At 43.6% G+C, this 26,586-nt stretch carries 28 protein-coding genes and 1 other annotated feature (1 of these 29 running past the window's edge); of the genes, 6 read left to right on the forward strand and 22 right to left on the reverse strand.

Going from position 1 to position 26,586, the window contains the following annotated elements; translation table 11 throughout:
* The 5 genes from spoVAD to A8F94_RS17390 form a co-directional block, all read right to left on the reverse strand.
* Nucleotides 1–1,023, reverse strand: a complete 1,023-nt coding sequence (gene spoVAD, locus A8F94_RS17375) for a stage V sporulation protein AD (RefSeq protein WP_066203149.1) — start codon at nt 1,021–1,023, stop codon at nt 1–3.
* A complete protein-coding gene (spoVAC, locus tag A8F94_RS17380; protein WP_066203151.1) occupies nt 1,023–1,493 on the reverse strand; it encodes a stage V sporulation protein AC in 471 nt (156 codons plus the stop codon). Before spoVAC ends, spoVAD begins: the two co-directional genes overlap by 1 nt.
* A gap of 12 nt (nt 1,494–1,505) precedes the next feature.
* The gene (locus tag A8F94_RS17385; protein ID WP_066203154.1) at nt 1,506–1,964 is read right to left on the reverse strand and encodes a YhcN/YlaJ family sporulation lipoprotein; all 459 of its coding nucleotides are present in this window, start codon (nt 1,962–1,964) and stop codon (nt 1,506–1,508) included.
* A 215-nt stretch (nt 1,965–2,179) separates the two neighbouring features.
* Nucleotides 2,180–2,320 carry a hypothetical protein gene (locus A8F94_RS25865; protein WP_175384456.1) on the reverse strand — a complete coding sequence of 47 codons (141 nt, stop codon included), beginning with the start codon at nt 2,318–2,320 and terminating at the stop codon, nt 2,180–2,182.
* Between the two features lie 66 nt (nt 2,321–2,386).
* Nucleotides 2,387–2,731 carry a DUF1360 domain-containing protein gene (locus A8F94_RS17390; RefSeq protein WP_066203156.1) on the reverse strand — a complete coding sequence of 115 codons (345 nt, stop codon included), beginning with the start codon at nt 2,729–2,731 and terminating at the stop codon, nt 2,387–2,389.
* A 144-nt stretch (nt 2,732–2,875) separates the two neighbouring features.
* Here A8F94_RS17390 and A8F94_RS17395 point away from each other — a divergent pair, with 144 nt between their 5' ends.
* A complete protein-coding gene (locus tag A8F94_RS17395) occupies nt 2,876–3,385 on the forward strand; it encodes a CotY/CotZ family spore coat protein (RefSeq protein ID WP_066203157.1) in 510 nt (169 codons plus the stop codon).
* Nucleotides 3,386–3,535: 150 nt separating this feature from the next.
* Here A8F94_RS17395 and A8F94_RS17400 read toward each other — a convergent pair whose 3' ends face one another.
* Together A8F94_RS17400 and fabI are read right to left on the reverse strand one after the other, a co-directional pair.
* Complete coding sequence (locus A8F94_RS17400) at nt 3,536–4,207, reverse strand: hypothetical protein (RefSeq protein WP_066203161.1); 672 nt, start codon at nt 4,205–4,207, stop codon at nt 3,536–3,538.
* A 144-nt stretch (nt 4,208–4,351) separates the two neighbouring features.
* A complete protein-coding gene (gene fabI, locus A8F94_RS17405) occupies nt 4,352–5,122 on the reverse strand; it encodes an enoyl-ACP reductase FabI (protein ID WP_066203163.1) in 771 nt (256 codons plus the stop codon).
* 550 nt (nt 5,123–5,672) lie between these two features.
* Here fabI and prpE point away from each other — a divergent pair.
* Nucleotides 5,673–6,413 (forward strand): bis(5'-nucleosyl)-tetraphosphatase PrpE, encoded by a 741-nt coding sequence (gene prpE, locus A8F94_RS17410; protein ID WP_066203166.1) that lies wholly within the window; start codon nt 5,673–5,675, stop codon nt 6,411–6,413.
* Between the two features lie 170 nt (nt 6,414–6,583).
* On the opposite strand, the gene A8F94_RS17415 is transcribed toward prpE, so the two are convergent.
* From A8F94_RS17415 to A8F94_RS17430, 4 genes are all read right to left on the reverse strand, one after another.
* Complete coding sequence (locus A8F94_RS17415; protein ID WP_066203169.1) at nt 6,584–7,483, reverse strand: RluA family pseudouridine synthase; 900 nt, start codon at nt 7,481–7,483, stop codon at nt 6,584–6,586.
* 35 nt (nt 7,484–7,518) lie between these two features.
* On the reverse strand, nt 7,519–8,319 hold the full coding sequence (locus A8F94_RS17420) for an NAD kinase (RefSeq protein ID WP_066203172.1): 801 nt from the start codon (nt 8,317–8,319) through the stop codon (nt 7,519–7,521).
* 46 nt (nt 8,320–8,365) lie between these two features.
* Nucleotides 8,366–9,010: a GTP pyrophosphokinase gene (locus A8F94_RS17425; RefSeq protein WP_066203175.1), complete on the reverse strand. Its 645-nt coding sequence runs from the start codon at nt 9,008–9,010 to the stop codon at nt 8,366–8,368.
* 69 nt (nt 9,011–9,079) lie between these two features.
* Nucleotides 9,080–9,439, reverse strand: a complete 360-nt coding sequence (locus A8F94_RS17430) for a hypothetical protein (protein WP_066203179.1) — start codon at nt 9,437–9,439, stop codon at nt 9,080–9,082.
* Between the two features lie 120 nt (nt 9,440–9,559).
* On the opposite strand from A8F94_RS17430, the gene A8F94_RS17435 reads away from it, so the two are divergent.
* The 3 genes from A8F94_RS17435 to A8F94_RS17445 all read left to right on the forward strand — a co-directional run bounded on the left by A8F94_RS17435 (nt 9,560) and on the right by A8F94_RS17445 (nt 11,653).
* Nucleotides 9,560–10,156: a CYTH domain-containing protein gene (locus A8F94_RS17435; protein WP_066204041.1), complete on the forward strand. Its 597-nt coding sequence runs from the start codon at nt 9,560–9,562 to the stop codon at nt 10,154–10,156.
* Nucleotides 10,157–10,367: 211 nt separating this feature from the next.
* On the forward strand, nt 10,368–10,775 hold the full coding sequence (locus A8F94_RS17440; protein WP_066203181.1) for a globin domain-containing protein: 408 nt from the start codon (nt 10,368–10,370) through the stop codon (nt 10,773–10,775).
* Nucleotides 10,775–11,653: a ClpXP adapter SpxH family protein gene (locus A8F94_RS17445; RefSeq protein WP_139070136.1), complete on the forward strand. Its 879-nt coding sequence runs from the start codon at nt 10,775–10,777 to the stop codon at nt 11,651–11,653. Before A8F94_RS17440 ends, A8F94_RS17445 begins: the two co-directional genes overlap by 1 nt.
* A 458-nt stretch (nt 11,654–12,111) precedes the next feature.
* Here A8F94_RS17445 and A8F94_RS25870 read toward each other — a convergent pair whose 3' ends face one another.
* The 6 genes from A8F94_RS25870 to spxA form a co-directional block, all read right to left on the reverse strand.
* Nucleotides 12,112–12,273 carry a hypothetical protein gene (locus A8F94_RS25870; protein WP_175384457.1) on the reverse strand — a complete coding sequence of 54 codons (162 nt, stop codon included), beginning with the start codon at nt 12,271–12,273 and terminating at the stop codon, nt 12,112–12,114.
* Nucleotides 12,274–12,358: 85 nt separating this feature from the next.
* Entirely contained in the window at nt 12,359–14,176 is a 1,818-nt protein-coding gene (gene pepF / locus A8F94_RS17450) for an oligoendopeptidase F (protein WP_066203187.1), read from the reverse strand.
* 130 nt (nt 14,177–14,306) lie between these two features.
* Nucleotides 14,307–15,524, reverse strand: coding sequence for a competence protein CoiA (locus tag A8F94_RS17455; RefSeq protein WP_066203188.1), 1,218 nt, complete (start codon nt 15,522–15,524; stop codon nt 14,307–14,309).
* 257 nt (nt 15,525–15,781) lie between these two features.
* Nucleotides 15,782–17,290, reverse strand: a complete 1,509-nt coding sequence (cls, locus tag A8F94_RS17460; protein WP_066203190.1) for a cardiolipin synthase — start codon at nt 17,288–17,290, stop codon at nt 15,782–15,784.
* 225 nt (nt 17,291–17,515) lie between these two features.
* Nucleotides 17,516–18,175 (reverse strand): adaptor protein MecA, encoded by a 660-nt coding sequence (gene mecA / locus A8F94_RS17465; RefSeq protein ID WP_066203193.1) that lies wholly within the window; start codon nt 18,173–18,175, stop codon nt 17,516–17,518.
* A gap of 377 nt (nt 18,176–18,552) precedes the next feature.
* Nucleotides 18,553–18,948, reverse strand: coding sequence for a transcriptional regulator SpxA (gene spxA, locus A8F94_RS17470; RefSeq protein WP_066203196.1), 396 nt, complete (start codon nt 18,946–18,948; stop codon nt 18,553–18,555).
* A 535-nt stretch (nt 18,949–19,483) separates the two neighbouring features.
* On the opposite strand from spxA, the gene A8F94_RS17475 reads away from it, so the two are divergent.
* The gene (locus A8F94_RS17475) at nt 19,484–19,669 is read left to right on the forward strand and encodes a hypothetical protein (RefSeq protein WP_066203201.1); all 186 of its coding nucleotides are present in this window, start codon (nt 19,484–19,486) and stop codon (nt 19,667–19,669) included.
* 440 nt (nt 19,670–20,109) lie between these two features.
* On the opposite strand, the gene A8F94_RS17480 is transcribed toward A8F94_RS17475, so the two are convergent.
* The 5 genes from A8F94_RS17480 to A8F94_RS17500 all read right to left on the reverse strand — a co-directional run bounded on the left by A8F94_RS17480 (nt 20,110) and on the right by A8F94_RS17500 (nt 25,880).
* Nucleotides 20,110–21,042 (reverse strand): ABC transporter ATP-binding protein, encoded by a 933-nt coding sequence (locus tag A8F94_RS17480; RefSeq protein ID WP_066203203.1) that lies wholly within the window; start codon nt 21,040–21,042, stop codon nt 20,110–20,112.
* A complete protein-coding gene (locus A8F94_RS17485) occupies nt 21,042–22,112 on the reverse strand; it encodes an ABC transporter ATP-binding protein (protein ID WP_066203205.1) in 1,071 nt (356 codons plus the stop codon). The genes A8F94_RS17480 and A8F94_RS17485 overlap by 1 nt, the downstream gene beginning before the upstream one ends.
* Before the next feature lie 13 nt (nt 22,113–22,125).
* Entirely contained in the window at nt 22,126–23,040 is a 915-nt protein-coding gene (locus tag A8F94_RS17490; RefSeq protein ID WP_066203208.1) for an ABC transporter permease, read from the reverse strand.
* 3 nt (nt 23,041–23,043) lie between these two features.
* Complete coding sequence (locus A8F94_RS17495) at nt 23,044–23,979, reverse strand: ABC transporter permease (protein ID WP_066203211.1); 936 nt, start codon at nt 23,977–23,979, stop codon at nt 23,044–23,046.
* Nucleotides 23,980–24,254: 275 nt separating this feature from the next.
* A complete protein-coding gene (locus A8F94_RS17500; RefSeq protein WP_066203215.1) occupies nt 24,255–25,880 on the reverse strand; it encodes a peptide ABC transporter substrate-binding protein in 1,626 nt (541 codons plus the stop codon).
* A gap of 541 nt (nt 25,881–26,421) precedes the next feature.
* Nucleotides 26,422–26,586: a binding site (T-box leader), on the forward strand (it continues 59 nt past the right edge of the window).

Below are 26,586 nucleotides of genomic sequence, written 5' to 3' on the forward strand. Positions count from 1 at the left end.
TTATTCCCTCCCGTCCATCTCAATTGAAACTGCATGTGCTATACATGGAATCGACTCTTTCTGCTGAAAGGTCAATGGCGACAGCAAGGCTCCAGTCGCAACAACGAGAATGCGTCTGTATGTTCCTTTTTTCATTTCATTCAAAAGATGGCCATACACAACTGTCGCTGAACAGCCTGCGCCGCTCCCTCCTGCCTGGACTGGCTGGTCTTCTTTATAAATCATCAACCCGCAATCCCTGAACTTTTCCTCTTCAAGCTTAATGCCTTTTTCGGAAAGAAGATCCATTGCGGCACTTCTGCCTACTTTGGCTAGATCCCCTGTAACAATCAAGTCATAGTAAGACGGATCGAGTCCTGTATCCTCAAAATGAGCTTTTATTGTGTCAGCAGCTGCGGGAGCCATGGCCCCGCCCATATTGAATGGATCGGATAGCCCCATATCGACAACTTTGCCGATAGTTGCCGAGGTTACAACTGGCAGCTCGCCTTTGCTTTGATTTTTTTGCAAAAGTGCCATGCCCGACCCGGTTATGGTCCACTGGGCTGTCGGAGGTTTCTGTCCGCCATATTCGGTCGGATACCTGAATTGCTTTTCCACAGCAGCATTGTGGCTTGTTGCACCGGTCAGTATGTACTCCGCTCCGCCATGATTCACAATGAAAGCTGAAAGCGCAAGGCCTTCCATTGACGTCGAGCATGCACCAAACAGCCCAAAGTATGGAATTTGGGCCGTCCTGGCCGCAAAGCTTGTCGGTGTAATCTGGTTTATCAGATCTCCCGCCAATAAAAATTGGACCTCGCTGCCATGGACATCCCCCTTTTTCAATGCAATGTCTATAGCCTTGTCCATTAAGAGCCGATGTGCTTTTTCATAAGAGTCCTCACCCATCCACAAATCTTCATGGAGGATATCAAAGTCTGCAGCCAGATTGCCTGCTGCCTCAAATGGGCCCCCTGTTACACCTGTCGAACGGATTTCAGGGCGATTATCAAAAATCCATGTCCGTCTGCCTCTTAGCATCAAATAACCCCCCACATAATCAGCAAGGTTTTAATCAATGCAACTACAAATGCCGAAAACACACCAAATAAAATAACCGACCCGGCGAGCTTGAACATGTTGCCGCCAACACCCAGAACCCAGCCCTCTGTCCTGTGTTCGATCGCAGCCGAAATCACGGCATTCCCAAACCCAGTGACAGGCACCGCACTCCCGGCTCCTGCATATTGGCCTAGATGGTCGTAAACCCCAAAGCCTGTTAGGAGCATCGATAGAAATACCATTGTTGCGACTGTTGGGTTGCTTGCTGTTTGTTCCGTAAAATTAAAAAAATAAATATAAAAATAGGTAAAAGCCTGCCCGATAAGACAGATTGTACCCCCTACCCAAAATGCTTTGATACAGTTTTTAAAAACTGGCCTTCTCAGCTCATGCTTTTTTTGAAGTTGGCCATATTGTTCCTGTTCTGCAGTCTTCTTTTTCCCGGCCATCATGGTTCCTCCTCACGTTTTCTCTTTTTGGAGCTTGACGATCTCCTGAAGCCGTTTTTCAGCCTCTTTGCCGTTATAGTTTCCGTTTTTAATTTTTTCTTGTAGCCTGGTTGCCTCAAGGAAGATTTTATAATCACTTGAAACTGTAAATTTTTCCTTTGGGAACTTTTTTTCAAGCCTGGTGGTCAGTTTTTTTTCAATGTTTTTCATTCTGAATCGCTGCAAATGTCTGACCTTATAGGCAACAAGGAACTCCTTTTTGCCTTTGATTACAGCAACGTCGTAAAGCTCCGGCAGGGACTCAACTTCCTTTTCAACTTTCTCCTCAGAGACTCTTGAACCATTGTCCTCAGTATGTACAGGCTCTGGATTTGTCCTATTCATCAGGGCAAGATTGCTGCTTCCTTCATTTTGGCCGCAGCCAGCCAGAAGCATGGTAAAACCTACAATTAGAATGACTGATTTTTTCATTGTCCATACCCTTCCTGCAAATTTCCATTTGTTTTTTTATTGTTTGCACGAAGGGGGTTTTTATGCTCTTCAGCTTGAAAAGAGAATAACCAGTAGAAGAAAGAAAACGATTTGGTTTAAGGAACATCCGGAATTTATTCGTATATTTTGTGTCAGGGTTTGTTTTTACTTTCCTATTAACAAAAAAAGAAGCTAGCCAAACGGCAGCTTCCTTACTATGCTCCATATCCCCGCTTGCGGCGTTTTCTTCTTCCGCCGCCGCATCCGCAGCCTCTTCTTTTCTTTTCTACAGGTTTATGGGCCTGCTGTTCGGAGTACTGTTGCCCCTCACGATGCTGATTGTTTTCTGTGGCCATGTCCAATTCTCCTTTGCTTTATGCTTCTCAAGGTTACTATATGTGCAAGGAGAAGAGTTGCACAGTTCAGTCGCCCAGCAACCTGCCTATTATTGTTTCAATGATGCCACTAATGGCTGCTACGGCAAAAATTACAATAACGGCAATCCCTGCTTTAGGCAAAAAAACATAAGAGGCGAGCAGCCCGGCACTCACCCAGACCCCCGTGCACCAATAGCAGCTTAGCAGCTTTCCTATCCAGCTTCGGATCGGGCCTTTCCTTGGTACACTATACACCTCGTCTCCTTCTATTACTTCTTCAATGAACGGGGCGCGAATAAATTCGGCAATTTTGTCAAAAACAAGCAGTCTTGTCAGCCGAAAGGAAGCGAGCCCAATAATAAGCAGGATGTTTAATGTAAAATTCCCCATTTTCATATTCTCCTTTACATTTGTCCAATAGGCTTGTATTCCTAATGAAAATAACTAAAATTGGGCTGTTTGCCCATCCCATATGACTCCTCCATACATACTCTGATAATGCAAATAATTATTTACCTAGAAGGAGGATAATCCATGAGTTGTGGTTCAGAGTTCTTCACAAGCAATTGCGTGTGTGATACCCTGCTCGCAATCGTGAAGGCCCAGGAGAAAGTAAGTCCAATTATGGAAGATAACGATTGTGAATTTGGCTGCGAAAGGGCAATTCAAGAGTTGGTGGGCGGAGTTCAGAACAATGCTCCAATGAATGACACAATACCGGTCATTCTGATTTGCAAAAGCACATGTGAGCCATTCAAAGGTGTCGGCGTTAAAAGGAGCGGCAATCAACATAAGCCGTTTAAAGTTGTAACTGGCTGTATTTTCAGAGTTGTAGACGTAGATCCAGAAACCTGCTGTGCGACCCTTGAAATTTTAGTAAAGGATGGTTCCCACGGTTCAGGTTCGGGCGATTCGGAAGATACATTTGACTGTGTAAAAGACCTTGAGAAAGCGCATGAGCTTAAACCTACAGGGGTGTGCATTACAATTGACCTTAATTGCTTCTGCGGAGTATCTTGTATCTTCCCACAAAATTTATTCTAACAAGTGCGCAGACTGTTTCACTTTATGAAACAGTCTTTTTTTGGTTTTAATTCGGTTTGTTCTTTCTTACTTTATGATGAATGACTTTAGTTCTGACCTTTGCTGGCACAAAAATTTAAACAGGGAGCTGCAATGGGCAGCTCCCTGTTATTAATCCAAAACTTTTATTGAAGTGATATCATCGATCGTAATCGTCTTATATTTTTCATCCATTTTCACGAGCAATTCCCTATTACGTTTGCGGTGAACTTCGAAAATCATTTTTTGGCCGCCTACAACGGCTTCGGCCAATGGCTTCTTTAGAAATATTGGATACCTGGATAAACGGGTGACAGTCTGCCAAATTTCCCTTGTCTCTTCATCCCCGGCTTCTAACGGATTTGTTGTTGGCTGTTCTGAACTTAATACGGGCAAATCCACTTGGTTTCTGTTCGCTTCTTCAAATTGCTTCATAAATTTTTCCACTAAGCTTTGGTTTACTGGATGTGCTGATTGTTCTTCCTGAGTAGGAATCTCTTCTATTAAGCCATTGCCAGGTTGCAGTTCGGGTTCTTCCAGGATCCTATCTTTTGTTTCGCTCTGCTGTAATTCAGTTTCTCTTTTAACCGGTTTCTTCAGTGGGCGTTGCTCTTCTAGTTGGTCTTTATCCTCGATTATCTTTTCTGGAATGATTGTTTGCATCTCATTTGAATCTGTTTTTGGTACTTCCTTCAATTCCAACTGTTTTCTCCATATGAACCTGTCCTGCATGTTTGTATTTACAGTCGTAAACTCCGGTTGAATAATATAAAGCAGCGGCTTGGCTATTATTTTTCTTTCCATCCTCATCCCTCGTTTCTTTAATGGGCAAAACTCTACAATCCATGTGTATGCAGGGACAGGCCTGGGCGTTAAAGGACAATTCATATAGGCATTTTTTCAAAAAAAAAGATCCTGCCCAAGTAAAAGAGACAGGATCGATGTTTATTAAAGAATGTGGTATCCAGAGTCGACATGGATATTTTCGCCGGTAATTCCGCGGGACATATCGCTGAACAGGAATACAGCGGTATCTCCGACTTCTTCAGTAGTTGTCGCACGGTGCAGCGGAGCCTTTTCCTCGATTTCCTTGAGGATTTGGTTGAAGTCGCTGACTCCTTTTGCAGAAAGTGTCCGGATTGGTCCGGCAGAAATCGAATTAATGCGGATGTTTTGCTGGCCAAGGTCGCGGGCCAGGTAGCGGACACTCGCATCAAGAGATGCCTTTGCGACACCCATGACGTTATAGTTCGTAATCGCTCTTTCGCCACCAAGGTACGTGAGTGTAACAATGCTGCCACCGTCTGCAATCATGTCACGCGCTTCCTTCACAACCGCAGTCAGTGAATAAGAAGAAATGTTATGCGCAAGCAGGAAGCCGTCACGGGTTGTGTTCAAATATTCGCCGCTAAGCTCTTCTTTGTTTGCAAACGCAATACAGTGGGCGATGCCATGAATTGTTCCAACTTCCGCACGAATCGTATCGAAGCACTGTTTAATTTCTTCATCAGAAGAAATATCGCAAGGAAGGACAAGTGTGCCTTCTGCTTCAAGGGAACCAGCAAGCTCCCGGACTGAATCTCCGAGGCGTTCTCCAGCATAAGTGAAGATAAGGCGCGCGCCTGCATTGTGGAGCGACCGTGCAATCCCCCAGGCAATACTGCGCTTATTAGCAACTCCCATTACGACATATGTTTTCCCTTTAAGTGATATTGTCATTGTGAAAAAATCCCCCTATTAATACAAGTTATTAGTAGTTGGTACTAATTGTACACTACTATCTTTAAAAAGAAAAGTCTCCGGCATGACAATTGTCATATTTACTATCTGAGTAGTGTTTTTGATTTATAAGCGGGGTCGGATCAGGACAATTTTAGGGTCTCCCTAGTTTCCAGTCTGGTAAAATACAACTATTATCATAATGCAAATTTCCCTGGAATTGTCTGTTGCCCGCCACTATACAATGGGTACTAGCTGACCAATACTAATATGATTAGGGGGCTACTGTATAATGAATAACGTTTCCCTTATTAGATTAATCTCCCTTTTCACGGATGTATCTTAATCCAATTGGATGGCTATTAGATTATTCTCCCTTTTCACGATTAGTTTAATCTAATTGGATGGCTTTATTAGTTTCCACAACCTCATTGCATTTAATGAATCCCCAACCGGCTCCATTACGAAAGAAATGAGCATACTAAATCACAGTGTTGGCACTTAAATTGAGGGTAAACTATATAAGAAGAAAGTACCTCGGAGGTTAGAAATGAAGATTGATATCATTGGTGATATACATGGCTGCTATGAAGAATTTGTTGAACTAACCAAACTGCTTGGATACAAGTGGGATACGGGTGTGCCTTTTCATCAAGGAGGGCGGCGTCTTGGTTTTGTCGGCGATTTGACCGACCGGGGCCCGGCGTCCCTTAAAACAGCAGACCTGGTATGGAGGCTGGTTGTTGAACGCAGCGAAGCCTATTATGTACCAGGAAATCATTGCAATAAATTGTATCGCTATTTTCTGGGCAACAAGGTTCAAATCTCGCATGGGCTTGAGACGACGGTCGCAGAATACCTGGATTTGGGCAGTCAATCACAAGAACAGATAAGGAGCCGTTTTATTGAGTTATATGAACGCAGCCAACTTCACCTCGTCCTGGACGGGGGCAAACTTGTCATCGCACACGCCGGGATCCGCGAAGATCTTATTGGTAAAACTGGCTCTAAAGTAAAGACATTTGTGCTTTACGGAGATATAACGGGAGAAAAGCATCCAGATGGATCACCGGTGAGGAGGGATTGGGCAGCAACATACAAGGGGAAGTCCATCATTGTATATGGCCATACACCGGTCAGTGAACCGCGCATCCTGAACAATACATACAATATTGATACAGGTGCTGTCTTCGGCGGGAAACTGACTGCGCTTAGGTACCCAGAATTGGAGCTCGTTTCTGTCCAGTCTTCCATGCCGTATATCCAAGAAAAGTTCCGGGAAATTGAATGAGCCGACTTTGAAGGAAAACGTCGATGTAATTAATTCAGCGATTTTTGAATTAATTCAGCGGGTTTGAAAATAATTCAGCGATTTTTGAATTAATTCAGCGGGTTTGAAAATAATACAGCGTTTACGCTGCTACAAAAAACAGAAAAATAAGCCGGCAGTTCAGCCGGCTTTCACGTGTGTAACAAAGTGGCCATATCGGCAGGCATGTCTGCCCGAAAGGTCATCTGCTCGTTGTAAAACGGATGGACAAAACTGATTTCCAGGCAATGAAGCGCCTGCCGTGAAATTCTCCCGACACTTCCGCCATACAGGGTATCGCCAAGCAGCGGGTGCCCAACATAGGACATATGTACACGAATTTGATGTGTCCGGCCAGTCTCCAGACTTAACTTAAGATGGGAAAATGCTTGCCCAATCTCCCGCAGAACCTTGTAGTGCGTTGCCGCGTATTGTCCATCGCTTCGGACTTCCCGTTCAATGATGCTGTCAGGCTTCCGTCCGATTGGCGCTATGACCGAGCCTGTTTTTTCCACGAAAAGCCCCTGGGCAAATGCTTCGTACGTCCTTTTCACCTTTCCCTGCTTTTGGAGTTTGCTGAAAAGATGGTGGACATGGCGATGCTTGGCGACCAGAACAATTCCAGACGTATCCCGGTCAAGGCGCGTTACGATATGGGTGGTTGCAATAAGTCCAATCGATTGATAGTAACCTATCAATGCATTGGCGAGACTTCCTTTTGGATGCTCCCGGGATGGGATTGTATTCATGTCAGGAGGCTTGTTGACGACTAGCAGGTAGTCATCCTCATACAGAATCTCAAGCGGAATATTCTCCCCCGCCATTCCCTGTGATGGCTCCTCAAGCGGGAAAAATACTTCAAGTGTGTCCCCCTCTTTAAGCCTGTATAGGACATTCACTTCAGCTCCGCCGACAAGAATGGAACCTCCGCGGAATTTGATATCTGTCAGTGAAGCTGAACTAACATCGTTTTCCTTCAGGAATTCCTTTATTAATTTCTCTTGATCATCAGCTTGTATGTTCCATGTTAAAGTAAAGCGGCTTGAAGCCATATCGTTTGCCCTCTGTTTTGTATCTAGTCTTATCGTTAGTCAGAATCTGAAATGAATGAATCATGGACCCGTTTCCAGAATGGGAAAGGCCTGAAGCGTGCAAAGCGGATTTTTTCCTCCGGCACTCGGAACTGAATCGACTTCACTTCTTTATGAAGCATCGTCAAGTGATCAATTGTTACCTCAAAATCGGTGCGGTTGACTGGTTTTAGCATACACGTATGATGGGAAGGCAAGATAAGCGGCGAGCCGACGGTCCTGAACACGCGGTTGTTGATTGAAGCCATTTCAGTGAGCTGAAGTGCTTCAATTGAAGGATGAATAATCGCTCCGCCCAGCGCTTTATTATAGGCCGTACTCCCAGAAGGTGTCGAAACACACAGCCCATCACCTCGGAACCGTTCAAAATGCTGGCCGCGAATGTCCACATCCATGACAAGTGTTCCTTCGAGCCCCTTGACAGTCGATTCATTAAGGGCCAGATACCGCGACTCTTTGCCGGCATGCTGGTAGCGGATAATCACTTCCAGAAGCGGATATTCAACAATTTGATAGGGTGTTTTGGCAATGGCAATGACAAGTTTCTCTATTTCCTCCGGCACCCAGTCCGCATAAAAGCCAAGATGCCCTGTATGAACACCAACAAACGCAGTTTTGGATAACCGGCTGCTATAGCGGTGAAACGCATAGAGCAGCGTTCCGTCACCGCCTATGGAAATGACGATATCCGGCTGGTCTTCGTCATACACAAGATCAAAATCGAGTAAATACGTCCTCATCTTATGCATCAGTGTATTCGATTTCTCATCGCCCTTTGTCGTAATCGCAAATTTCATTTCACTGCTCCTCAACTTAGAACTTTTACCGCATGAACATTGCCGGTCAGGATTGGTCCTCTTTATCTTGCTGGGCTTCTTTTTTTCGTGTAAAAAAGGCCTGGGCTTCCTGAATTTCGCCGCGGATGAGCGACATTTCCTCATCCAGGCGGAAAGCCGCCTCAGCCGCGCGCTGCAGTCTGTTTTTTATATCTTCGGGGAACTGGCCTTTATATTTATAATTTAATGAATGCTCAATCGTCGCCCAGAAATTCATCGCTAGCGTCCTGATTTGAATTTCAGCAAGAATATTTTTTTCACCGGTAATGGTTTGGACGGGGTAGCGGATCACCACATGATAGGAACGGTAGCCACTTGTTTTTTCATGGGAGATATAATCGCGCTCCTCGACTATTTCAAAATCGTTCCGGTTCCGGAGCAGCTGGACAACTGTCCGGATATCATCCACGAACTGGCACATCAGCCTAAGCCCGGCAATGTCCTGCATTTCCTCCTCTAATCTATCAAGCGGAATGGCCTTTTGGTTCGCTTTGTCGAGAATGCTTGCAATCGGCTTGACCCGGCCAGTTACAAATTCGATTGGGGAATGGCTTGAATCCAGTTGAAACTGGCTCCTCATCCCTTTTAGTTTAATTTTTAACTCCTCTACAGCCTGTTTATATGGTGCGAGGAATGTTTCCCAATTCTTCATTCCATCTGTCCCCCCAAAAGTGAAAACGGGGCAGCGTCATATGCTGTAGCGCTGGCGTTGCCACATGTTTTAAAATATACTCTCTACTTTTGCCACCATTTCATCGCCGTAATTCCCATTGCCTTTTATATTTTCAATGAGGTATTCAAGCTCATTATAAAAATTGTCCATCTCCACCCGGCTTCCATTTGATTGTAAGAAGACATTTACCGGCTGGCCAAGTCCATTTTTCAAATCTCCCCAAATTTCTTCCGGCAGGCTTATGTATATATATACTTCATCCTTTTCCATCAAATAAATAAACGATAAATTGTCCGAATCTACAAGCATTTGGCCCCTCGGACTCAGGCCTTCGATACTTTCAGCTGTTTCGAGGATAAGCTCCCCTTCCAGCATGTTTGCATTTGTTACAGTTAGTTTTGTTTTCACGAAATCAACCTCCATCTATCAATTCACTATTTTAGCATATCTGGTGCCATTCTCCCAAAAATTGCATCAATGAAAAAAACAAAGGATAATGGACTCAGGAAATCGAAAGCGGGTGTTGATGTGGGACAGAATATCGAAATTGAATTTAAGAACCTTTTATATAAAGAAGAGTTTAACAAAATCGCCGGCAAATTCTCGCTTGGTCAATCAGACTTCAAGCATCAGGTTAATCATTACTTTGATACTGATTCATTCGATTTAAAAAAAGCCGGTTCAGCTTTAAGGATCCGTGAAAAAGGCGGCAGCTATATTCTAACGTTAAAGCAGCCATATGGTGACGGCCTGCTTGAAACCGATCAGAGACTCACACTGGAGGAAGCCACGGATGCAATCCAAGGCGGCTGCCTGCCTGCCGGCGAGGTTAAGCATGAAGTTGAAAAACTGGGTATTCAGTTTAATGGGCTGGCTTATTTTGGCACTCTTGAAACGTCCCGTGCTGAGGTCGAATATCAAGGCGGCCTCCTCGTACTTGACCATAGTCGCTATTTGGATACAGAAGATTATGAACTGGAGTTTGAGGCTGAGGAATTTGATATAGGAAGAAGAACGTTTACCTCGCTTTTAGAGAAACTGGGAATCCCAAAACGGGAAACACCGAATAAAATACGGCGATTTTACACAAGAAAACTCGTGCTACAAGATGAGAAAGACAAATGAGTACCGAACGCACGCATCCAAAAAGGGAACGAGGTACTCACCAGGCTACCTATCTAAAGACTCAGAAAAGCAAAAGCGAATTTCGAACTGGCAGGGTATTTCCTTTTCAAAGCGATTTATTTGAGATATAAATAGGGCATTGCTAAAATAGAGAGACATTCCACACGCTTTATAGTGGAAAAGCTATCAGCACACTAAAGGAGTTGTCAACATGACCGGGAAAATGCCTGTGCCTTATGAGGCCCTCGGGAAAGAAACATTGCATCGGCTTGTAGATGCTTTTTATAGACGCGTTGGACAGCATCCTGACCTTGCCCCTATTTTTCCGGATGATTTAACGGAAACGGCGAGAAAACAAAAGCAATTCTTAACACAATATCTTGGGGGCCCAGCCCTTTATACTGAAGAACACGGACATCCGATGATGCGTGCAAGGCATCTGCCTTTTCCGATAACTCCCAAACGTGCCCGTACCTGGCTATCGTGCATGAGTCGGGCAATGGATGAAGTGGGCTTGGAAGGCCCGCTTCGGGACGATTTTTTTGCCAGGTTGACTTTGACCGCCCAGCACATGATCAATACGCCCGAGAGCGGAGAAGATTTGGGTGAAGAAGAATGATGGAACACGATAAACGGTTCTTAGGCAGCCAATCGCCCCATCATTGCCACGGTGTGGAGAAAAAGCCCCTTGAGATTTATATTTTCATCGACCCACTCTGCCCTGAATGCTGGGCAATGGAGCCGATTATGAAAAAGCTGCAAATTGAATATGGACGTTATTTTACAATGAAAACGGTCTTGAGCGGTAAGCTGACAATGCTCAATATGGGGAAAAAGAAAAAGTTTGAAAGCATGGCTCAGCTATGGGAAAAGACGGCGAGCCGATCCGGCATGTCATGCGATGCCTCGCTATGGGAAGAAAATCCGGTTATATCGCCTTATATCGCATCCATTGCGATTAAAGCAGCCGAACTGCAGGGCAGGAAGCCGGGTGCCCGCTTCCTAAGAAGACTTCAGGAAGTACTTTTTCTTGAAAAACAAAACATTTCCAACTTTGATGTCTTAAAAGATGTAGCCCGTACAGTCGGTCTTGATGTTGAAGAATTTATCACGGATATTCATTCCGAAACAGCCGCAAAGGCATTTCAGCAGGATTTGAAAATAACAGCCGAAATGGAAGTCGATGAAATTCCAACCCTCGTTTTCTTTAATCAAAACTCGGATGAGGAAGGCATCAAGATTGCTGGATATTATCCATACGAGGTTTACGTCCAGGTCCTGCAGGAAATGCTTCCTGAGGAGCCTCAGCAGGCCCCGCCCCCGTCTTTGGAAGCATTTATGAAATTCTTCCGCCTGGTGGCATCCAAAGAAATCGCTGTCGTTTATGACTTATCAATCCCTCAAGTCGACCGGGAAATGAAAAAATTGCTCCTTAAGCAAAAAGTAGAACAAATCCCGGCAAAGCACGGAACATTTTGGAAATATGTAAATTATTAATTAAAAAGGCCATCCCCGGCAAGCGCCAGGGATGGCCTTTGTGTTTAGTAAAATTAGATTATAGAATGTCTGTGGTTACCCCCACATTTACATATCATTAAAATGAAAAATGCCCCGCTGCGGCAGGGCATTTTTCTATTATACGAACAAAGGGGATGGGAGAAATTTTTCACGGTTCAAACAAAGGGGTATATGTTTGTTGTGATCAACTTCACGTATAAAATATAACATGGTAAGCTGATTTGTTTCAACAAGAATGTGCCTTTTTTCACATAATTGTCATATTCTCCACCCAACCCTTTCCAGTAATCGTTTTCAGCCAGGCAAGAATATTGACAACTTAAAAATATCCCTTTTTATTCTCATGATATTCTACTTTGGACAATACATTTTAACTAAAGATTGCTGATTGGAGGCTGTGGTTGATGAGCGGGTTTAAACTGTCTATCTTGATTTTATTATTCGTTTTTTCTTTGTTCCTGAATTTTCTTGGACTTATGAATATTTTCCCGGTCCTTGTAAGCGGACCACTCTTGTTCGTGTCTATCTTCTTTCTCGTATCCATGTTTAATAACCGCCGCAGATTCCGGGGCTTCTAGGAGAATTTCGAAAATACGCACTGCCTTCCTCCATCTCCATCCTAAAAAATGAAAAACCCCCATCTTCCTGGGTTCAGACACCCTGGAAGATGGGGTTTTTTTGCTCCTAGCTTAGCAGCTGCTCCATTTCGTTCAGCTTTTCTTCGAACACTTTGCAGGCACCCTTGACCGGCTCTGGGCTTGTCATATCGACGCCCGCCTTTTTCAGGACTTCAATTGGGTAATCGGAGCTTCCTGCTTTCAGGAAGTCCAGATAACGGTTTACAGCTGGCTGTCCCTCCTCGAGGATCTGCTTGCTCAGTGCAGTCGCAGCACTGTACCCGGTCGCATACTGATACACATAATAGTTGTAATAGAAATGCGGAATCCTTGACCACTCAAGGCCAATTTCCTCATCAATGATTACATCCTTGCTGCCAAAATACTTCTTGTTCAGTTCATAATAATCTTTTGTCAGTGATTCGGCTGTCAGCGGCTCATTGTTTTGTGCCTTGACATGGATTTGATGTTCGAACTCAGCAAACATCGTCTGGCGGAACACAGTGCCCCTGAAGCCTTCAAGGAAGTGGTTCAGGAGGTACAGGCGCTTCTGCTCATCATCAATCGTTTTTAACAAATAATCATTAAGCAGTGCCTCATTGCAGGTTGAAGCTACCTCCGCAACAAAAATGCTGTAGTTGCCATATGGATAAGGCTGGTTTTTCCTCGTATAGTAGCTGTGGACTGAATGGCCGAACTCATGGGCAAGCGTGAACAGGTTGTTGACGTTGTTTTGCCAGTTCATCAGGATGTATGGGTTTGTGCCATACGCACCAGACGAATAAGCGCCGCTCCGTTTTCCTTTATTCTCGTTGATGTCGACCCAACGGTTTTCGAATCCCTCTTTCAGAATGCCCTGATACTCTTCGCCGAGAGGTGCCAGCCCTTTCAGCACATACTCTCGCGCTTCATCATAGGAAACATCCATCTTAACGTCCTTTACAAGTGGAGTATAAAGATCATACATATGCAATTCGTCCAAACCGAGCACCTTTTTGCGCAGCTTCACATAGCGGTGCAGCAAGTGAAGGTTTTCATTAACGGTGTCTACAAGGTTGTCATAGACACTTTCAGGAATGTTATTGGCTGATAGTGCAGCATGGCGTGCAGAATCATATTTCCGGACACGTGCATAGAAATTATCCTTTTTAACCTGGCCTCCGAGCGTCGAGGCAAATGTATTGCGGAACTTTCCATACGTATCGTAGACAGCCTTGAATGCATCACGGCGGACACGCGGGTCGGCGCTCTCAAGGAAGCGGGAATAGCGGCCGTGTGTTACTTCAACCTCTTCGCCGTTCTCATCCTTAATGGAAGGAAACTCAAGGTCTGCATTGTTAAGTGACCCAAACGTATTCGATGATGCACCCATTACCTCGCCAGCTTCAGCAAGAAGCGCCTCCTGATCTGCAGTTAATACATGCGGGCGCTGCAGGTTGATTTCTTCGAGTGCATGCCCATACAGCTTCAGTTCCGGTTTTTCTTCAAGGAAACCATTAATCTTTTGCTCATCCACCGCGAGAATTTCCGGGACAATATAAGCCAACTGGCTCGCAGCCTGTGAATATAAGGCCTTCATCCTGTCATCCAAGCCTTGGTAGAAGGAATTGCTTGTATCCTGGTCGTAGCGCATATGCGCATATGTATACAGCCTTCCAAGCCGCTCCAAGAGCTGATCCTGCTCCTGTAAAGCTGTAAAAAGATTTTCCGCACTCTCGCCAAGCTTGCCGCGATGTGCTGCTACACCAGGAATCAGGCCTTTCACTTCCTGAAATTCCTTCTCCCATTCGTCATCTGTTGCAAAAATATCTTCCAGGCGCCATGTTTCTTCAACAGGAACCTCGCTTCTCGCCGGCAGTTTCTTTACTGCAGTTTCGTTCGTCATGTTCATCCTCCATTCGACATTTCGGTTAACGAAGTAATACCATAATACTATTCTCGCCTTTTCAGCAAATTCCTGCAACGATTTTGAAAAACATGCTGCCCTTCTATCTTTCCCAAAGATTTGAATTACTTCACATCAGGAGATTTTCATTTTTGTGATGAGGGTTAGTGTCAGTTAAAACAGAATAAAAATTCTCTTCCATCTCCCATTGTTCCGCAGCCGTTTTAGGAAAGGACACTTCCTTCCGAAACAGAAACAGCCCGTTTTGGTTCCGTTCGAGAAAGCCCTGTTTAGCCAGACGAAACAAGTATTCATAAGCAAGCGTTCTAAGGGTGATATCCTTGGCCAGCGGGAGCTCGCGAAGTTGGATATCCCCTTTCGACGCACGCTCTGCCAAGCATTGAACAATCTCTTCAACTGCTACTGTGGTACCCGCGGTTCTTTCGGATAAAACATCCAGAAAAACATAGGTCTGCCAGATAACCGGAAAGCTCGTTATTGGAACAGAAAACAACCCCGGGATGCCGATTTCAGGTGGGAGAAGGAATATATTTTTACGGGCAGAGTAAAGTTGTTGAAGGAATGGTTTGTACGGAGAGTGCGGATTGGCTCCGATTGCCAATTTGCTTTGGCGAACTTTTCTTTTCCATAAAGAGACGAGCACCTCTTTTGGTTGAGGCGGTACGAGAATATCCAGGAGGCCAACCTGCTTGATCCCAAACTGTGCCTTTTTCGCAAATGCCTTCAAGGGGGAGGCCGGTATTATGCTGTGGAGGATAGTGAAACTGGCTTTCTCCGGGCAAAAAAACGGAATATAGCCGGGACTGCCTGGTGAGCAGCGATAAAACAAATAATGAAATCCTGATAGCTTGAAAACCTGCGCTGAATGGGTTGGTGACTGGTTTCCGCCGAGAATCCATAACGGGATATAGCCCCGTTTTTCATAGTTGGAAGTCCGCTTTACAAACAATTCTTGCGGGATTGGGCTGCACTGGAATTCCAGTGCATAGTGACGGTTTTCGTAGAGGAAGACAATGTCGGGGCGCTGTTGAATGCTGGAGTCATATTGTTCAAGAGCTGCGGGTATTCCCAGGCTCCTAAGCCAGTGGAAGAGGGCCTGTTTACCAGAAAGGTGGTACTGGGATTCCCTGTCGTACATACTTTCCGCGCACCCCTCTCGCAGATGCGCAAAATGAAATATTTTTTTTGTACCGAGTTTAAGGATTACTTTCTCTCGGCAGCAAGGACAATAAAATTCCTCATCTTCGCGAAGCTGTTTCAGCGCCTCACGGCTATAGCCAATTGCGAGGTTTATGGTTTGGCCATTCTTTGTTTTGGCAGTCAGCACATGTAATCTCCTCCTTTTCTACTATGTTACATTCTCCTATTGGGCAGCGAACTCCTTCTTCAAAAAGCGGCCTCTTTTGACAAAATTCTGCTGGATTACGTTTATTTTAAAAGTGCTCGGATTGGATTTTTCATTTCCCAATCGCTGGCATAATAATCAGGACAAACTCTAACGTACGCAAAAAACCTCGCCTTTCCAGCGAGGTTTTCAGAAGAAGTTTAGCTTTTTTATTCCAATCCCTTATGGCCCCAGTTAGTTTAGAGTAATGGCGACAACAGCCTTGAGGTGGATTCAAGCAGCCTGTAACCAAAATGGCGCTTGTTGAAGGTTTCGAGTTCGAGCCGTTTTGAATCTTTTAAGTCTTTCCCGTAATCAGCAACTAGTTTCCTTGTGCTATCGGTACGGTAAAGAAAGGCATTCACCTCAAAATTCAGGTGGAAGCTTCTCATGTCCATATTGGAGGTACCTATCGATGCAAGCTCGCCGTCAACAATGACAATTTTACTGTGCATGAAGCCGCGGGTATATTCGTATATTTTCACACCGGCCTCCAGCATGTCCGGGAAGTAAGAACGGGACGCATGAAAGACGATCCATTTATCTGGTTTATTCGGCATAAGAATCCTGACATCGATTCCACTTAGTGCAGCTATTTTTAAGGCAGAAAAGATATCTTCATCTGGAATGAAGTACGGAGAGGCGATCCAAACAGATTTTTCAGCTGCTGTGATCATTGAGAATAGCATATTCTTGATGGTTGTATATTCGTTATCAGGCCCTCCAGCAATGAGATGGACACCGCCCTGGAATCTGCTTCCTTTACCCTGGGGCAGGTATTCCTCAGTAAGCAGGCTGTGATTGGTCATATAATACCAGTCTTGGGCGAAAATAACCTGAAGGCTTCTTACAGCTTCACCCTTCAGCATTAAATGGGTGTCCCGCCAAAATCCTATTTTTTTGATTCGGCCAAGGTATTCATCCCCAATGTTGAGTCCTCCGACAAAACCGACGACTCCATCGATGACAATGATTTTACGATGATTCCTGAAATTGAATTTACTGCTAAGGAAAGGGAGCTTTACCGGACCAAATGGCACAATTTCCACACCGGCATTTTTTAAGTCATTGATATATTTTCTGGAAAGCTTCCATGAACCTACATCATCGAATAAAACCCTGACTTTTACACCTTCCCGTGCTTTATTGGCAAGTACTGATTTTATTTCTTTTCCGATTCCATCATCACGGATAATATAATATTCAAGATGAATATGATGCTTTGCTTTTTTTAATTCCCTAAGGATATTGCCAAACGTTTCTTCTCCATTCGTGAGTGTCTTCGTTTCAGTTGTAAATGAAATTGGTGAGTTGCCAAGCTTTTGTGCCAATGAAACAAGCCTGTGCTGCTGGCCGACAAATTCGGGAGGAGTTTTAGGATTTGGGAGCGGTTCTCCTTCAACTGTAAGATAAGCCTGCTTGTCAAGAAGGTATTTTTTTCGATACATCCGCTCTTTTTTGTAATTCCTTCCAAATAAAATGTAAAAAATAAAGCCAAGAAGCGGAAGGCTCCCAAGCACTACAAGCCACGTAATGGTTTGGGTCGGATGCCGATTTTCAAGGAAGATGACAAGGCTAATAAAAACAACCGATAAAGACAACAAAACGCTTATAGTTCCAAAGATATCCCATTCAAGATAATCCCTAAATAAAAAAATAGCTCCTGCAAGGATTCCAGCAAAGAAGATGATTCTTACTGTGTTTTTCAACCGTTATCACCGCCGTTATACTACAATACGATACAGAAGTTAAAAAGTTTCGATTCTGGTGGCCAATCACCCACCACCATCATGCCATAGTTATGAATTCTTTCAAAGGAAATTGTAAAAAAAGCACAAGCTTTCGTTTAGGGCTTTGTTTGACTTGAATAAATAGCTCTGGAAACAAAAAAAGCCGGCGTCAGTGCCTTTCCGGCCTGGGACGACGGCTTATATTTAGAAGTGCTTCCTAATTTCCATGAATACATTTTGGTTCATGACTTCTTTTCCATACTCCTCGAGGCGATGAATTGTGATTTGGCTCTCCTCACCATATTCAAGGAGAATGCTAAGAAGATCGTCAATTTTATCCTCTTCAAATTCCCCTTCAGGGAATTCGATGTATAAATAATATTTACCTTCAAAGTGGAATAGCCTCGTTTGAATTTCATCCAGGCCTCCACGTTTCGAAAGATGGATAAGGTCTTCAAAATCTTTGAATGAAAGCAGGAAATCCATTGCTTCTTCTTCGCCAATTCCTTCCTCATCACCAGGGGTAAAATGATGCTCGAGGATATCCTCAAGATGCTCCTCCATGTGAAGCTCCTTTATTTTATCATTCGGAATTGGCAATTCAAACTTTTGCCCATCCTTAGACATTTGTGCTTTGGTAACCAGGACCTCAAGCCCCTTATCAAGAGCTTGAACCTGAATCCATAGCGGACCTTCGACTGTGAACTCTTCCTCCTGATGAATTTCATCCATCATTTCCCAAAAGAGTTCTTCGCTTCGTTCGCGGTTATACCAGATTTCCTCACGATCGAAGCCGCGTTCTTCTATATCTATATACGAAATGTAAAACTTTACAGTATTTTCATTGATACGTTCTATCTCCATTTTTAACTCTCCCTTCCGGCAGCAAGAGTGAAGGGACTGATTACCCCCATGCAGACGGTATTGCTTATCTATTACCCATACGAAGGCTGTTTATTCCAGCATTTGTCTTAGTACAGCCTTGTACTTTTATTTTATGACAATCCAGAGAATTAGGGAAACAAAAGATACCAATTCCAGAAAAATGAGCAAATGCCCTTGGTGTTGTCGCAAAACTGGTCCCTGCTCCTTATAACCCGACTGGAATAGTAAGCTGCTTTTTAAGTTTCCTTCTAGTTTATCAAAGGCCTGGACGTAATACAACGAAAATTTACTGGGAATTTTCTATATTTTCAGGACAAAAAAAACCTCCACATCTCATGGAGGTCGTAAGTTCATGTTTAATTGACCAGCTTCTGCGCCTCGCGCAACTGGAATGTCCGTACCTTCCTTGGCAGGAAGCGGCGAATTTCATCTTCATTATAGCCTACCTGCAGCCTTTTTTCATCGAGGATAATCGGCCGGCGCAATAATCCAGGGTTTTCCTTGATTAACTCAAATAAGTTTTGCAACGGCATTGTTTCAAGATTAACATCCAGCTTTTGGAATGTCTTTGAACGGGTTGAAATGATTTCATCCGTTCCGTCTTCTGTCATCCGAAGAATTTCTTTAATTTCGTCGATTGACAAGGGTTCGGAGAAGATATTCCTTTCTTTGTATGGAATTTCATGCTCTTCCAACCATGATTTAGCTTTTCTGCATGATGTGCAACTTGGTGAAGTGTATAGCGTTACCATTGGTTTTTCACACTCCTTCTAAATTAAGGCCATCTATATGGTAGTACTAGAAATGACAGTTAACAACTTAATTATAATAATTACAATAAAGTAATATCTACTATTAATTATACAATACTAAGGAGTAAAACGATATAGTTTTTTACAAATTTACAAGTACGGCATTTCACTCATACTTTCTTATAGACGATTATTCTCGGGAAAAGTTTCATTTTTTCAAAAAATTATTATTGGTAAATGTCCTCAACTCCCCAAATCGATATAAGATTCGAAACCAATGATTCAGTTTATGTACGTATTCTGCAAAAATTTTAAAGATATAATCAAATACCCCTTTTAATCCGGTTTAAAACATTTTTTTGTAAAAAATTCTTTTCTCAATTAATTTTTTAAATGAAAATAATGATCTCATATACTGGACCCCCTCACTTTTTCTTTGAAACATGCTTGTTTTTCTTTTAATATTTGTAAATTTCTATTAAACTATAAGAAGATACATAGGGTACTGACATTATGAGGGGCAGGGGAAAGAACCATGGGTGAATATTTATTTGACTTTGCAGTTGTGACAATCCTGATTGTCGGGATAACAGCGGTGATGGGCGTCCTGACCAATGGAATTGGCATTAGTTTATTTGGAAGAGGAAAAAAGAATGAATTTGTCGACCAGATAGCCGGTAATCAAAAAGGCTGGAAACAGATTGGCGGTAAACGAAAATAAATGGCTGCTGTACCCTCAAAAGGGTGCAGTTTTTTTTACAGATAAAGTGAAACTTCAATCAGAGGGGGAAGGCTTTATCCCCCTACTGATTGTTAGTTGAACCAATCGGGCTTTTACGGGCTGTTGTCCCCACCCACGCTTCTTAGATTTATCTAAAGCCTTAAGGTGGGGACTTACAGCGCGTTAATGCGGGATAAAGTGAAACTTCAATCAGTGGGGGAGGGCTTTATCCCCCACTCATTGTTAGTTCCATTCTACTGCCGCTAATCTGCCGAAGAGCGCGGCGACTAAGCGGCACTACCAATCCGATTGGTTCAACTATGCCGCTGAATTTCTCATCGGCAAGCTTCACTGTATCTCACCAAATCGGGCTTTTACGGGCAGTTTATCGATAAAATGGAGCGGCCCCTGAAATCATCCAGGGGCCGCTCCATTTTTTTTTATTTATACTGTGCCTTATACTGCTGGAATTCCTTCTCTGAGCAGAGAACAAAGTGGCCAGGGGCTACTTCGCGCATCTCGATGTTCTCATTTTCAGCATAGTTATGGACATCCGGGTTGTACGCTTTACGTCTCCTTGTTCGCTCACTATCAGGGTCTGGAAGCGGGATTGCAGACAATAGCGATTGGGTATAAGGATGAAGAGGATTCTTGTACAAATCTTCAGCCGGTGCCAATTCAACAAGTTTCCCAAAGTACATAACACCAATTCGATCGCTGATGTATTTAACCATTGATAGGTCGTGGGCAATGAATAAATAGGTCAGGCCCTTTTCACGCTGAAGTTTTTTCAAAAGGTTGACAACCTGTGCCTGAATTGAAACATCGAGTGCGGAAATAGGTTCATCGGCAATAATGAAGTCAGGCTGGACTGCCAGTGCACGGGCAATTCCAATCCTTTGCCTCTGGCCGCCAGAGAATTCGTGCGGGTAACGGTTCGCGTGCTCTTTGTTCAATCCTACAGTTTCAAGGAGGTCGTAAACCTGTTCCATCCGCTCTTTTCTATTCTTGGCAAGACCGTGGATGTCAATGCCTTCAGCAATGATATCGGCAACCGTCATCCTAGGGTTAAGAGAAGCATAAGGATCCTGGAAAATCATTTGCATTTTCCGGTTAAATTCCTTTAGTTTCTTTTTGGACTTATGGCCATGGACATCCTCACCATTAAAGAGGACCTGTCCATCGGTTGCATCGTAAAGGCGGATGATGGTTCGGCCAGTAGTTGACTTACCACAGCCTGATTCACCAACCAGTCCAAGTGTTTCGCCTCTATAAATATCAAAGGTAACGCCATCTACAGCCTTAACCATATTTGGGCGACCTACATTAAAGTGCTGCTTTAAATTCTTAATTTCAAGTAATTTATCGGTCATTATTTCCCCTCCTTAACAAGCTGGGGCTGCTCAAACGTGTTTGCTACTTTCCTCATCCGCTTTTTGACAGCTTCCGGCGGCTCAACCTTTGGCGCATCCGGATGAAGGAGCCAAGTCCTCGCAAAGTGTGTCTCTGAAATTTGATACAATGGCGGCTCTTCTTCAAAGTCAATTGCCATTGCATATGGGTTTCTTGCAGCAAACGCATCACCCTTCGGAGGGTTCGTCAAGTCTGGCGGAGTACCCGGAATGGCTGCTAGCTCCGATTTATCATCGCTGTCGAGGCTAGGCATGGATGCCAGTAAGCCCCATGTGTATGGGTGGCGCGGGTCATAGAAGATTTCATCTACTGTGCCCATTTCAACAATTTGGCCTGCATACATGACAACGACCCGATCGGCGACATTGGCTACTACACCAAGGTCGTGAGTAATGAAGATGATCGATGTATCCATTTTGCTTTGCAAATCATTCATCAAGTCAAGAATTTGCGCCTGAATGGTAACGTCCAATGCAGTTGTAGGTTCATCAGCAATTAGAAGCTGTGGATTTGCTGCGAGAGCTATCGCAATCATCGCACGCTGCCTCATACCACCGGAAAACTCATGGGGATATTGGTCCACACGGCGTTCAGGCATTGGAATACCAACAAGGCGAAGCAATTCAATAGCGCGCTCCCTTGCAGCCTGCTTGCTCATATTTTGGTGCTTAATCAGGCCTTCCATGATTTGAGTTCCTATTTTCATAGTTGGATTCAAAGATGTCATTGGGTCCTGAAAAATCATACTGATTTCTTTTCCGCGGATTTTCTCCATCTCACGTTCTTTTTTAGGTACAATATCCTCTCCGTTAAAAAGAACCTGGCCGCCTTTGATTTTACCAGGTGGCATCGGAACAAGTTTCATCAAAGTCTGGGCTGTAACACTCTTTCCTGAACCAGATTCCCCTACAATTGCAAGGGTTTCTCCTTTATATAGATCAAAGCTGACACCACGGACAGCTTGAACTTCTCCGCCGTAAGTCTGGAAGGATACTTCCAGGTTTTTTACTTCTAGCAATTTTTTGCTCATTCCTCATACCCCCCTATTTTCGTAGTCTTGGATCAAGTGCATCTCGCAGGCCGTCACCGATAACGTTGAATGCAAAAATAGTCAAACAGATAAACGTTGCCGGGAAAAACAGCCTCCATGGATACGATTGAAGTGCCGGCAGTCCGTCAGAAGCCATCGTTCCCCAGCTTGCAAGCGGAGGTGTCAATCCAAGTCCAAGGTAACTCAGGAATGATTCTGTAAAAATGGCAGAAGGAACAGAAAGCGTCATTGTGACCAGAATAGGCCCCATTGTATTTGGAATTAAGTGTTTTCCCATAACACGTGGCAAGTCTGCACCGAGCGTCCGGGACGCCAGAACGAATTCCTGATTTTTTAAAGAAAGCACCTGTCCCCTCACAATCCGGGCCATGTTAATCCAGCCTGTGATGGTCATTGCCAATACCATTGTCGCGACACTCTGTCCCAAAACAACCATGAACAGAATAACGAGCAAGAGGTATGGTACGCCCCATAGGACATCGGCTATCCTCATCATTAAATCATCGGTCCGTCCGCCTTTATAGCCTGCAAGACCTCCATAAATAACCCCAATGAAAAAGTCAATTAGAGCAGCAGCTACACCGATGAATAAGGAGATCCTCGCCCCTGCCCATGTACGTGCAAACACGTCACGCCCAAGGTCATCAGTTCCGAACCAGTGTTCACTGCTTGGTGGCTTGTTTGTATTCATCAAGTCATTTGTCCTATAGTCATGCGGAGTCATATATGGTCCGAAAATCGCCATGAATACAAGAAGGATAAGAAGAACCATCCCAAACATGGCAAGCTTATTTCTTTTGAAACGAATGGACACGTCTTTCCAGAAGGATAGACTCGGCTTTTCAATTTTTTCAGCCGCAGAAGCATGTCCGCCAACGATCTGAAATTTTTCTTTAGGTATCTGCATGGTCTATTCTCCTTTCTTCCCGCCAGCCAATTTAATCCGCGGATCAATTAAGCCATATGCGATATCGACAAGGAAAATGGCCATTAGCAAGATGATACTATAGAAGACGGTAACACCCATAATCACTGTATAATCGCGGTTGTTAATTGACGTTACGAAATGTGACCCAAGGCCTGGAATACCGAAGATTTTTTCGATAACAAAGCTTCCTGTGACAACGCTGGCCGTAAGCGGGCCTAAGTAGGTAACTACCGGAAGCAAAGCATTCCGGATCGCATGCTTGACGGTTATTACACGTTCACTAAGCCCTTTGGATTTAGCTGTACGGATATAGTCATTCGCCATGACCTCAAGCATGCTGGAACGGGTCAGGCGGGCGATGAATGCCATTGGCGATGAGGCTAGAGCCAATGAAGGCAAAATCGTATGCGCAAAGCTTTCCCATCTCGCAACTGGAAGAAGTTTGAGTTCAATTGCAAATATATATTGAAGTACGGATGCCATAATAAATGATGGTACAGAAATTCCTAAAACGGCAATGATCATTGCTGTATAGTCCTGCCACTTATTATGCCTTAGAGCTGCGATAATCCCCAGAAGGACACCGATCGAAACAGCAATTAAAATAGCTTGAAGTCCAAGAGCCAATGAAACAGGGAAACCAGATTCAATCAAGTCATTGACAGTACGGGACTTCCATTTGAATGAAGGACCAAAGTCAAATTGAGCTACCCGTGCTAGATAGTCTCCGTATTGGACATACCATGGTTGATCCAAACCATAATGTTCATTTAAAGCAGCCTGAATCTCAGGTGGAAGCTGCTTTTCCGATGCAAACGGGTTACCTGGCGCCATCCTCATAAGGAAAAATGTGGCCGTGACAATCAGGTAAAGAGATAGCAAGATAAAAAGTAAACGTCTTACGATGTATTTCGCCAAAGTACACACCTCCATTAATTCTTGGGCTTACATGCAGGAAAATCTGATATTGATACCAGCTTTACAGGAACACCTAATTTTTGAAAGATACGGGTTCATTTTCCAAAAAACTCTGAAAGCCTAGAAAAACTTGGCATTCAACGCCAAGTCACATAAATGATGCCTAACTTTTCTATGTTTCAGAATTTTTGTTTAATAAGCTCTCATTCAGAAAGGAAGGTATATGGGGAGCAGCCCCATATACCTACCGTGTTAGTATTTCTATTTACGTTTTTTTACTCGATATAAGCCCACTTCAGCTGAACATCGCCAAGACCGGATACTACAACACCCTTAACGTTCTCGCTTTGCAGCCAGGAGTTTGTGTAGAAGTAGATAGGTGCAACAGGCATTTCATCCATGAAGATTGCTTCTGCATCTTTCAGCATTTGCATACGCTTAGCTGAATCGCTCTCTTTTTGAGAATCGTTCAACAGTTGCTTGAATTCAGCATTTTCCCAGAATGTGTTGTTGTTGCCGCCCAATTTATCACGGTATAGCTCAAGGAAGTTGATTGGGTCGTTAAAGTCACCAAGCCAGCCCATACGGCCAACCATGTAGTCACCTTTGTTTAGCTTGTCAATATAAACTTGCCACTCAGCGTTGTCAAGAGTTACTTCTACGCCAAGCTCCTTCACCCACATATCCTGGATTGCCTGTGCAATCTTTTGGTGAGCTTCGGAAGTATTGTAAGAAAGAGTGATGGCAGGAAGTTCACTTACATCCTTATAACCTAGTTCTTTCAAGCCTTGTGCAAGGAATTCCTTTGCCTTTGCTACATCGTTATCAGCAAAGTAGCCTTTTTCGTTTTCCTCGATCATGGATGGAGGAACGATTGCCATTGCAGGCATCTGGCCGCCTTGTGTAATGTTTTCTACGATAGCCTTACGGTTGATTGCGTAAGCAAGTGCCTTACGAATATTCTTGTTGTTCAATGGTGGCTTTTCAGTTTGGAACTTGTACCAGTAAGTACCGGCAATTGCCTGGTTGTGGTAGTCGTCCCTATCCTTCATTTCTGCCATACGGTCAGTTGGAAGGCTTCCGAAAGGAGATCCGGCCCAGTCAAGCTCGCCATTTTCAAACATGGAAAGTTCGGTGTTAGGGTCGTTGATCATAACCATTTGGATTTTATCAAGCTTAACACTTTTGGCATCCCAGTAGTCCTTGTTCTTTTCAAGATTGATTTCGTTTTGGTGATCCCATGCAGTCAACTTGAAAGGACCGTTGGAAACATAATCTTCACCAGCTTCTGTATGCCAGTCAGGATTTGCAGTTGCAACTTTTTCGTTTACAGGGAAATACGTATAGAACGCAGTCAGCTCCAGGAAGTATGGAGTTGGGTTTTCCAGAGTGACTTCAAGAGTCTTTTCATCGAGAGCTTTTACGCCAAGAGTGTCAGGGCTTGCACCTTCAAGGTTGATAGCCTGTGCACCTTTCACGTAGTAAAGCTGGTAAGCGTATGTTGACTCGTTTTTAGGGTCAAGAGCCCATTTCCAGGCATAAACAAAGTCTGATGCCTTAACAGGATCCCCATTTGACCACTTTGCATCGCGAAGTTTAAATGTATAAGTAGTCAGGTCATCGGAAGTCTTGATATCTTCTGCCATTGCTGGTTGTGGCTTACCGTCTTTATCAATACGTGTCAAACCTTCGAAAGCCTGAAGCAATACGCCGCCAGAAGTTGCGTCACTAGCCAGCCCTGGATGGAGGGAATATGGCTCGGAGTTGATGTTTACACGGAATAACTGTTCTTTCTTCTCGTCTTTCTCGTTGCTAGCATTGTTGCCGCTGCCTGCACATGCAGTTAGGAACATGCTCATAACAAGAAGCAAGCTAAAAAAGATAGAAAATCTTTTCTTCACGGTCTTACCCCCTATTTTTATATTTTCCGCAAACAGATAACACAAGAATGTCCACCATTAGGAATACATTTGTACGCTCCAGATGTATTGATTAAATAGTCCGACAATTTTCTTTAAAAAGAATATGCTGACTATTAAAAAATCAATAAAAAAAAGCAATTTCATAGTTTTGCAGGTTTCTAGTCCCCAAAATTCAGAAATAGGCTCTTTTTCTCTACTTCCGATATTAACGTACAAATGTAATAAATGTGACAATTTCGTAAAGTTATCGTTTGTTAGGTTTATTATAAATAGTTTAAATATTTAATGCAAGTACCAATTTATCGAGAAAATATATTATTCCAAAATAACTTTGGCTATATTATCAAAAAAGCAGTCAAAATCTACATCCTCAGTCATGCAGGTAATTATTGGACATATCGTCTAGATGTTTTTACAAAGCTTGATTTTACAGGTTTTTTCGTGTATTTTATAACTACGGAAAATTAGATTTTAGATATCTTTTAAACGTACCTTTGAAATATAACTAGTTAATTAAATAGTAATGGCTATGATAAAGAATAGTACTGTTCGATCGCGTTTCCAGAGAGTTTGTGGTTGGTGAAAACAAACAGCCGGTGTACAGGAATGGGCTTTTGAGCCCCGGGAAGGAACTGCAGTATGTCCCGGCGTATGCCAAGCGTTACATTGGCACCCCATTTCGCAT

Origin of the sequence: Bacillus sp. FJAT-27225 (assembly GCF_001685025.1) — a bacterium.
Taxonomy (GTDB): Bacteria; Bacillota; Bacilli; order Bacillales; family Cytobacillaceae; genus Bacillus_D.